Genomic DNA, 8706 nt, shown 5'->3' with positions numbered 1-8706 from the left:
GACGCAGACTGGATCGTCAACGGGCAGAAGGTCTGGACGTCGAGTGCGCAGAAAGCCCAGCGAGCAATCCTGGTCGCACGGACCGACCCGACCGTTCCCAAACATCAAGGCCTGACCTATTTCGTCTGCGACATGACCGATCCCGGCGTCGACGTGCGACCGCTGCGCCAGATCACCGGCGAAGCCGAGTTCAACGAGGTGTTCCTCACCGATGTCCGGGTGCCCGACGCGAACCGGCTCGGCCCCGAGGGCGGCGGCTGGAAGGTCGCGACCACCACGCTGAACAACGAACGTGTCGCCATCGGCTCGATGGCCGGCGGTGCACGGGAAACCGGGATGATCGGTAAGGTCGCGGGCGCCTGGCGGGCCGAACCGCAGCTGCGCAATCCGGCGATGCACGACGAGCTGATGCGGCTATGGGTGGAAGCCGAGGTCGCCCGGCTGGCCGGCCTGCGGCTGCGTCAGCGGCTCACCGCCGGTCAGCCTGGCCCGGAGGGCGCTGGAATGAAGGTGCTGTTCGCCCGCCTTGCACAGGCGATTTCGGGCTTCGAAATCGAGTTGCATCCGGAACTCGGCCTGCAATACGACGATTGGACCATGCGTCAACCCGAAGGGGTCGATTTCACCGGGCGCGAACCGGGTTATCGCTACCTGCGGGCGAAGGGCAATTCGATCGAGGGCGGAACGTCGGAGATCCTGCGCAACACCATCGCCGAGCGCATCCTCGGCCTGCCGCCGGAACACCGGGTCGACAAGGACATCGCATATAAGGATTTAGAAAAAGGAACAGCCCGATGAGCGACTTGCTGTACTCCGACACCGAGGAAGCACTGCGGGATAGCGTGCGTCGCCTGTTCGCCGACAGGTGTCCGGCGGAATCGGTAATGAGCGCCTATGGCCCCGCGGCGCATGACTTTTCCAATGTCTGGCACGCTCTGGCCGCCGATCTGGGTGTGGCCGGGTTGCTGGTGCCTGAGCAACTCGGCGGGGCGGGCGCGGGTGCGCGTGAGGCGGCCGTCGTCATGGAGGAGATCGGCCGAGCCGTCGCGCCGGTGCCATTTCTGTCCAGCGCGGTGCTCGCCACTGTCGCGCTGCTCGAGGCCGGAGACACCGAGACGGTCAAAGGATTAGCAGCGGGTTCGCTGACCGCTGCGCTGACGGTGCCACTGTCCACCGCGCCCGATGACGCGGTCACTGGGGTCAATGTCGACTTCGAGGGGTTGACCGGACGCGTGACGAGCGTGGCCGGTGCGAGCGAGGCCGACGTGCTGGTGGTGCCGGTCGCTGGATCCGACGAGCTGGAGTTGCACACCGTCTCCCGCGACGCAGCGGGCGTCGATGTGTCGCCGATGCTCACACTGGACATGACCAGACCGCTTGCGAATGTTGAGTTTTCGTCAGCTGCATCATCGCGTGTCGGTGCTGGGGAAACCGCTGTGCGGGCGGCGCTGCAGACAGGCGCGGCCCTGCTCGCCTCCGAGCAGCTGGGTATTGCGCAGTGGTGCTTCGATACCACACTGGCTTATGCCAAGCAGCGCAAGCAGTTTGGCCGGGCGATCGGGTCTTACCAAGCCATCAAGCACCGGCTGGCCGATCTGTGGATCGAAGTCACTTCCGCTGCCGCGGCTGCCCGATACGCCGCCGACGCCTGCGCGCGCCGAGACGACGACGCGACGGTTGCCGCAGCCGTCGCGCAAGCTTATTGCAGTGGTGCGGCCGTGCACGCCGCCGAGGAATGCGTTCAGCTGCACGGCGGCATCGGGATGACGTGGGAGTACCCGGCGCACCTGTACCTGAAGCGGGCCAAGAGCGATCAGCTGGCGTTTGGCACTGCCTACCGCCACCGCACGCGGTTGGCCGAACTGGTTGACCTGCGGAACGACAGGAGCAAAAGTGGATAAGCGCATCCTCGGTGACACCCTTGAGGTTTCGGCAATTGGGTTGGGCTGCATGGGCATGAGCCGCGGCTTCGGACCGTCGGGGTCCAAAGCGGAGATGATCGAGGTGATCCGCGCCGCCGTCGATCGCGGCGTGACTTTCTTCGACACCGCCGAAGCCTATGGTGACAACGAGGAACTGGTGGGCGAGGCCCTGGCGCCGTTTGCGGGACAGGTGGTGATCGCGACCAAGTTCGGCTTCAAATTCGGCGCCGACGGCAACATCGCGGGACTGGACAGCCGACCCGAGCACATCAAAGAGGTTGCCGACAACTCGCTGCGGCGGCTCGGCGTGGAGACCATCGACTTGCTCTACCAGCACCGGGTGGACCCCGAGGTTCCGATCGAGGATGTGGCCGGAACGGTCAAGGAGCTGATCCAAAACGGCAAGGTGAAGCATTTCGGGATGTCAGAGGCGTCAGCCGAGACCATTCGTCGCGCCCACGCGGTGCAACCCGTGACCGCGGTGCAAAGCGAGTACTCGTTGTGGTGGCGAGAACCCGAAGCCACCGACACTGGGGTGCTGCCGACGTTGGCCGAACTCGGCATCGGCTTCGTGCCTTACAGCCCGCTTGGCAAGGGCTTTCTCACCGGAAGTATCAGCGAGAACACGCAATTCGACAAATCTGACATCCGCAACAGCATTCCCCGGTTTGCCGCCGACGTCCGCGAGGCCAACCGCGCCGTAGTGGACCTGCTGCAGAGGATCGCGGCCGGCAAGGGCGCGACACCCGGCCAGATCGCGTTGGCATGGCTGCTTGCCCAGCAGCCGTGGATCGTGCCGATCCCCGGCACCCGGCGCCTGGAACGCCTGGCCGAAAACCTTGGGGCCGCTGATGTCGAGCTGACCGCCGAGGACCTACGCGAAATCGACGACGCCGCAGCAGGTATCGAGGTGCAGGGCGCGCGCTATCCCGACTTCATGCAGCGGTTGATCGGCCGCTGACTCGGCGGGCCACCTCGCCATACCGCTCGTAGCGCTCCGGATCGCCAACGGCGTTGTACAGCACCAGGCGCGTCGCCGTCGCGGAGTATTTATCTATCAGCGCGTCGGCCAGCTTGTCCCACGTCGACTCGGTGGCGAACGCGGCGACGTGGTCATCGCTGACCTGGGCCGCCATGCCGGCAAAGTCGCCGGCCTTCTGCTTCTCCCGAATCCGGGCGGTCGTGCCCTCGAAACCGGCCTCGTCCCAGATGAACGCGTAGTTGGGTGTGCTTCCGTAGAAGGCCATGCTGGCGCGCACGATTTCTCGTTGCTTTTCCCGCTCTTCGTCGGTGTCGCCGACGATCGTCATCACCGGCACGATGATCGCGATGTCTTTTCGTGAACGTCCCGCCTTCGCCGCCCCTTCGGCGACGTTGGGCAGGACGTGACGAGCCAGATAGCCGGGCTCGCCGATCGGATGGACATGCACCCCGTCGGCGACTTCGCCCGCCATCCGCAGCATCCACGGATTCACCGCGGCGATATCGACTTTCGGGTCGGGAGCGTCGATCGGCCCCGGGCTCCACTGCGGGGTAATGAAATCGAGGTCGTAGAACTCACCGTGGTGATCGAGCTTTCCGCTGCGGAACGCCGAGAAGCATGCCTTGACTGCGAGCAAGTAGTCACGCAGCCGAGGACCCGGCCGCTCGAACGCCACGCCGTAGCGCCGCACAACATGAGTGCGCACCTGCGTACCCAGCCCCAGTCGGAACTTTCCGCCGGTCGCGTCCTGAAGTTCCCACGCCGTGGCCGCTGTGATGAACGGGCTGCGCGGAAAGGCCACCGCGACTCCCGTCGACAACTCGAGTCCCGGCGCAGCCTGCGAGGCCACCGCGGCGTTGAGATAAGCCGTCCGGCCCGTCTCTGTGAACAGCAGCCCAGCGAACCCCGCGGACTGCGTTCGTCGGGCCAGGTCACCGGTCTTGCCGAGCGGCCCCGGAACCGTCATCGCGTCGACGTACATGCTCGGAGCCTACGGCTCGTCTAGCCGCCCAGGTGCGCCCCGAAGAAGTCGCGGGTCGCCGCCCAGTGCCGGTCGGCGGCGGCCAAGTCGTAGGGCCCGTTGTCCGGTACCGCGAACCCGTGCGCGGCCGGATAGGTCTCGATTGTGTGCTCGACGCCCGCCGCCGTCAGCGCCTTGTCGAGCTGCTCGGCATGATCGGCGGTGAACGATCCGTCGTTCTCCGCGCCGCCCACGTAGATCGCGGCCTGAATCGCGTCGGCCCGCAGATGCGGGCTGTCGTCGCTGTCGGTGACCAGCCCGCCGCCGTGGAAGGACGCCGCTGCGGCGACCCGGTCCGGTAGGCGGCCCGCCACCACCAGCGATGTCCGGCCGCCCATGCAGTAGCCGGTCGTGCCGAACTTGTCCCCGCTGACCTCCGGGCGAGCGGCCAGATAGTCGAAGAAGGCTTCGGCGTCCATGGCCATCTTCATCGGCGTGATGCTGCCGATCATCGACATCAGCCGCTTGCGCTCTTCGGGATCGCTGAATGCGGTCTTCATGTCGATCGGTTCCCAGTCGCCCAGGCGGTAGTAGACGTCGGGCACCAGCACCGCGTACCCGAAGTCGGCCAGCTTGGCGCCCATCTCGTCGAAGGTGTCGCGCGCACCGCCGGCGTCGGGGTACATGACCACCCCGGGCCAGGGACCGTCTCCCTCGGGGGTGAACAGGTGCACGGGACAGGTGCCGTCAGCAGTGGTGATGGTGTCGGTGATTTTCGGCATGCCATCCGTTCTACTCCCTGCATTTCGACGTAAGGTGAACGGCGTGCCAATCGCCACGCCGTACGAGGACCTGCTGCGCCTGGTACTCGAGCAGGGCACCCCCAAAGCCGACCGCACCGGCACCGGCACCCGCAGCCTGTTCGGCCACCAGATGCGATACGACCTATCGGCCGGCTTCCCGCTGATCACCACCAAGAAGGTGCACCTGAAGTCGGTGGTCTACGAGCTGCTGTGGTTTTTGCGAGGCGACTCCAACGTCGGCTGGCTGCGTCAGCACGGGGTCACAATCTGGGACGAATGGGCAAGCGACACAGGTGATCTCGGTCCGGTCTACGGAGTGCAGTGGCGATCTTGGCCGACTCCGTCCGGTGACCACGTCGACCAGATCAGCGCTGCGCTGAAGCTGTTGCGGACCGATCCGGATTCGCGACGCATCATCGTGTCCGCGTGGAACGTCGGCGAGATACCCCAGATGGCGCTGGCGCCGTGCCATGTGCTGTTTCAGTTCTACGTGGCCGACGGCCGGCTCAGCTGCCAGCTCTATCAGCGCAGCGCCGACCTCTTCCTCGGTGTGCCGTTCAACATCGCCAGCTACGCGCTGCTGACCCACATGATGGCCGCGCAATCCGGTTTGGCGGTCGGCGAGTTCATCTGGACCGGCGGAGACTGCCACATTTACGACAACCACGTCGAGCAGGTCGCCGAGCAGCTGAGCCGCGACCCCCGGCCGTACCCGGAACTCGTTCTAGCGCATCGTGATTCGATTTTCGACTACAGCTTTGACGATATCGTCGTGCAGAACTACGATCCCCATCCCGCGATCAAAGCGCCCGTCGCCGTATGACGAGCCTGATCTGGGCTCAATCGACGTCGGGCATCATCGGCCGTGCTGGCGGTATTCCATGGCAGCTGCCCGAGGACATGGCCCGCTTTCAGGCCCTCACGATGGGGCACACGGTCGTGATGGGCCGGCGCACCTGGGAGTCGCTGCCGGCGAAGTTTCGGCCGCTGCCGGGGCGCAGAAATGTGGTGCTGACCCAGCAGACCGGCTTCACCGCTGACGGCGCGACGGTGGTGCGAACCCTCGACGAGGCATTGACCGATCCCGACACCTGGGTGGTCGGCGGCGAGCAGATCTATACGCTGGCGATGACGCGGGCCAGCCGGTGCGAGGTCACCGAGGTCGAAATCGATCTGCCCCGCGATGACGGCGACGTCGTCGCGCCGGTGCTCGACGAGACGTGGGTCGGTACATCCGGTGAGTGGGAGACCAGCCGCACCGGGCTGCGGTACCGCTTTCACACCTACCTTCGCGGGTAAGCGCTCGCAACCTGCACCGACGACGACCGTGCCATACTCGACCTCGGGGGTGGGGTTCACGGGGGTGACCAGGTGATACCGAAGGGGGAAGTAGTAGTGGAACCCGAAGCCGCAAGCACATTCACGCGCAGATTCCGAGGATACGATCCGGCTGCGGTCGACGCCCACATCGAAATGTTGACCACCAAGCAGCAATTGGTGCTCGACGACGTCGAGAGCCTGCGGGCCCGGCTGAAGGAACTCGGCGATGAGGCGGCGGGCCTGCGAAAAGAGGTCGCGTTGCTCACTGAAACCTCGCCATCCCCGCACGCGATGCAACAACGGATGGCGAATATGCTGCGGCGCGCCGTCGACGAGGTCGCCGAGATGCAGACCGAAGCGCGAGCCGAGGCAGCGGCACTGATCGCGGCGGCCGAGGCCGAGGTCGAAGCCGAGCAGCAAAAGCACAAAGAGCAGGTGGCCGACCTGGTCGCGCAGCAGAAAGCCATGGAAGCCGAGTACGCGGACTCCAAGGAAAAGCTTGCGGCCGAGCTGGCCAGGATTCGTGACGACGCCCAGGCAGAGCGTGAGCAGCTCCTCGCGGACGTAAAGCTCGAGGCCGATCATTACCGCGAGCAGGCCCGCCGGGCCGCGGACGAGGCCACCCAGCAACGGGTAAAGGTCCTGGAGCACTTGATGGGCGTCTACCGTGACCTGGAAGGGGTTCCGGCCGATCTGGAGTTGGCATACCAAGAACTCAAGAATCCGCCGGGGGAGTGAGCCACCGTCCCAGAGACGGGCGGGGATGTCCGTGCCCAGCGGTATTCTCGGCGCCGTGTCGACCCGCCCTCAGCTGACCGCCGCGCAGGCCCGGCGGATAGCCGTTGCGGCCCAGGGCTTTAGCGAGCCGCAGCTCACCGGCGCGGTAACCCGGGCGCATTTGCGCCGGTTGATCTCGCGCATCCAGGTGCTGCAATTGGATTCGGTGTCGGTGGCTGTACGCGCCCATTACGCGCCGGTGTTCAGTCGGCTCGGGCCCTACGACCGTGGCGTACTGGACCGTGCGGCCTGGGAGCATTCCGCCCGCTCACCACGCCTTTTGGTGGAGTACTGGGCGCATGAGGCCGCGCTGATGGCGGTCGAGGACTGGCCGTTGCTGCGCTGGCGCATGCGCCAATATCAGCACGGCCGGTGGGGCACCCACATCGTGAAGGCCAACCCGAAGCTCGCCGACAAGATCGTCACCGCCGTCGCCGAGCTCGGCCCGAGTACCGCGGGGCAAATCGAGGCGCACCTGGCCGCCGGCCCGCGGGGCCCGCGGGGCTCTTGGTGGGGGAGCCGCAGTGATACCAAGTGGGTCGCCGAAGCGCTGTTCTCATCCGGGGTGCTCACCACGGCCACCCGGGTCGGGTTCGCCCGGCACTACGACCTGACCGAGCGGGTGTTGCCGTCCGAAGTGCTGGCGCGGGAGGTTGACGAGCAAGATGCCATCCGAGAGCTGACGCTGCGGGCGGGCGGAGCGCTGGGGGTGGGCACCGAGGCCGACATCCGCGACTACTTCCGGTTGGCTGCAGGGCAGGCCAAGCCGGCGGTCGCCAAGCTGGTGGCCGACGGCGAGCTGGAGCAAGTCGAGGTTGACGGCTGGTCGGCGCCAGCGTATTTGGTTGCGGGACAAACTATTCCGCGGCGTGACCGTGGCACGGCGCTGCTGTGCCCGTTCGACCCGCTGATCTTTTTCCGGCCGCGGGTGCAGCGCCTATTCGAATTTCATTACCGCATCGAGATTTACACTCCCGCGACGCGGCGCCAGTACGGCTACTACGTCTGGCCGTTTCTGCTCGATGGTGAGTTGGTCGGGCGGGTCGACCTCAAGGCCGACCGCGCCGCGGACGCCTTGCACGTCGTGGGGGCGTTCATCGAGCCGGACCGCTCGCCGTCGCAGGTGGCCGCGGCGCTGGCCGATGAACTGGCGGTGATGGCGTCGTGGCTGGGATTGGCCGGCGTCACGGTCGGCAAACGCGGCGACCTGGCGGGCGAGCTGCGGAAGAAACTATCGCGATGACATCGGGTAAGCGTGTGCGGCTGCCGCCCGCTCGAGAGCTGACCGATGGGTCGGACTTGCTGTTGCGGTTGCCGCGTGTCGGCGATGTGGACGACATCGTTGCGCAGTGCCGCGACCCCGAGTTTCAGCGCTGGACGACCATCCCGGTGCCCTATAACGAGGCGGACGCACATGAATTTCTGCGCCGGGTCGAAGAGGGCTGGCAGGCCAACGTGGCGGTGCTCGCGATCGCATACCGCGGGCGCTTCTCGGGCAGTGTGGATTTGCGGTTGGACGGCGTGGGCGGCGCTGAAGTGGGCTTCGGGCTGGCCCCGTGGGCAAGGGGCAACGGTGTGATGACTCGCGCGCTACGGCTGGTGTTGGCTTGGGGTTTCGAGCTACCAGGCATCGAGGTGGTGTACTGGCGCGCGCAAGTCGGCAACTGGCCGTCCCGTCGCGTTGCGACCCGGTGCGGGTTTCGCATGGAGGGGACCGTCCGCGGGCTGCTTGAACAGCGTGGCGAGCGACGCGACGGCTGGATCGGTTCGCTGCGCCGCGGCGAGCCGCTGACCGGCGCCGTCGAAGAACCGGCTCAGGGCAGATAAAGCCCGCGAATACGATGGAAACGGCTGCGCCCAAGCAGCGCGTTAGCGCCCTGCAGCCCTGACATCACCGCAGCCTCGATGCAGCCGGCGTTCATCCCGCAATCTGTCCAGTCG

General features: G+C 66.3%; 10 protein-coding genes. 8 read left to right on the top strand and 2 right to left on the bottom strand.

All coding sequences use genetic code 11. The features are described 5' to 3' along the window. From WBF82_RS11530 to WBF82_RS11520, 3 genes are all read left to right on the top strand, one after another. A partial coding sequence (locus WBF82_RS11530) for an acyl-CoA dehydrogenase family protein (protein WP_424383165.1) occupies positions 1 to 798 on the top strand: 798 nt, incomplete at its 5' end. Further along, entirely contained in the window at positions 795 to 1901 is a 1107-nt protein-coding gene (locus WBF82_RS11525) for an acyl-CoA dehydrogenase family protein (protein ID WP_424383164.1), read from the top strand. The genes WBF82_RS11530 and WBF82_RS11525, both read left to right, overlap by 4 nt. Further along, positions 1894 to 2883 (top strand): aldo/keto reductase, encoded by a 990-nt coding sequence (locus WBF82_RS11520; protein ID WP_424383163.1) that lies wholly within the window; start codon positions 1894 to 1896, stop codon positions 2881 to 2883. Before WBF82_RS11525 ends, WBF82_RS11520 begins: the two co-directional genes overlap by 8 nt. Here the strand turns inward: WBF82_RS11520 and WBF82_RS11515 are convergent. Both WBF82_RS11515 and WBF82_RS11510 read right to left on the bottom strand, forming a co-directional pair. After that, positions 2858 to 3886, bottom strand: coding sequence for a TIGR03617 family F420-dependent LLM class oxidoreductase (locus WBF82_RS11515; protein WP_424383162.1), 1029 nt, complete (start codon positions 3884 to 3886; stop codon positions 2858 to 2860). The genes WBF82_RS11520 and WBF82_RS11515 overlap by 26 nt on opposite strands. 20 nt (positions 3887 to 3906) lie before the next feature. Then, on the bottom strand, positions 3907 to 4647 hold the full coding sequence (locus tag WBF82_RS11510; protein WP_424383161.1) for a dienelactone hydrolase family protein: 741 nt from the start codon (positions 4645 to 4647) through the stop codon (positions 3907 to 3909). A gap of 43 nt (positions 4648 to 4690) precedes the next feature. On the opposite strand from WBF82_RS11510, the gene WBF82_RS11505 reads away from it, so the two are divergent. The 5 genes from WBF82_RS11505 to WBF82_RS11485 all read left to right on the top strand — a co-directional run bounded on the left by WBF82_RS11505 (position 4691) and on the right by WBF82_RS11485 (position 8592). Beyond that, a complete protein-coding gene (locus WBF82_RS11505; protein ID WP_424383160.1) occupies positions 4691 to 5491 on the top strand; it encodes a thymidylate synthase in 801 nt (266 codons plus the stop codon). Beyond that, entirely contained in the window at positions 5488 to 5967 is a 480-nt protein-coding gene (locus WBF82_RS11500) for a dihydrofolate reductase (RefSeq protein WP_424383159.1), read from the top strand. Before WBF82_RS11505 ends, WBF82_RS11500 begins: the two co-directional genes overlap by 4 nt. A 198-nt stretch (positions 5968 to 6165) precedes the next feature. Beyond that, positions 6166 to 6726 carry a cell division protein DivIVA gene (locus WBF82_RS11495; RefSeq protein ID WP_424383158.1) on the top strand — a complete coding sequence of 187 codons (561 nt, stop codon included), beginning with the start codon at positions 6166 to 6168 and terminating at the stop codon, positions 6724 to 6726. A 25-nt stretch (positions 6727 to 6751) separates the two neighbouring features. Continuing rightward, positions 6752 to 8008, top strand: a complete 1257-nt coding sequence (locus tag WBF82_RS11490; RefSeq protein ID WP_424383157.1) for a winged helix-turn-helix domain-containing protein — start codon at positions 6752 to 6754, stop codon at positions 8006 to 8008. Next, positions 8005 to 8592, top strand: coding sequence for a GNAT family N-acetyltransferase (locus WBF82_RS11485; protein ID WP_424383156.1), 588 nt, complete (start codon positions 8005 to 8007; stop codon positions 8590 to 8592). Before WBF82_RS11490 ends, WBF82_RS11485 begins: the two co-directional genes overlap by 4 nt. Positions 8593 to 8706 lie beyond the last annotated feature (114 nt).

This window comes from Mycobacterium sp. (genome assembly GCF_049673265.1).
Taxonomy (GTDB): domain Bacteria; phylum Actinomycetota; class Actinomycetes; order Mycobacteriales; family Mycobacteriaceae; genus Mycobacterium.
The sequence above is the reverse complement of the archived record's forward strand: the minus strand, read 5'-3'. Positions and strand labels throughout refer to the sequence as shown.

Excerpts from the sequence above, each read along its gene's own strand:
- WBF82_RS11500 (WP_424383159.1), top strand. The coding sequence starts at position 5,488 with ATGACGAGCCTGATCTGGGCTCAATCGACGTCGGGCATCATCGGCCGT.
- WBF82_RS11490 (WP_424383157.1), top strand. The coding sequence starts at position 6,752 with ATGTCCGTGCCCAGCGGTATTCTCGGCGCCGTGTCGACCCGCCCTCAG.
- WBF82_RS11510 (WP_424383161.1), bottom strand. The coding sequence starts at position 4,647 with ATGCCGAAAATCACCGACACCATCACCACTGCTGACGGCACCTGTCCC.
- WBF82_RS11515 (WP_424383162.1), bottom strand. The coding sequence starts at position 3,886 with ATGTACGTCGACGCGATGACGGTTCCGGGGCCGCTCGGCAAGACCGGT.
- WBF82_RS11525 (WP_424383164.1), top strand. The coding sequence starts at position 795 with ATGAGCGACTTGCTGTACTCCGACACCGAGGAAGCACTGCGGGATAGC.
- WBF82_RS11485 (WP_424383156.1), top strand. The coding sequence starts at position 8,005 with ATGACATCGGGTAAGCGTGTGCGGCTGCCGCCCGCTCGAGAGCTGACC.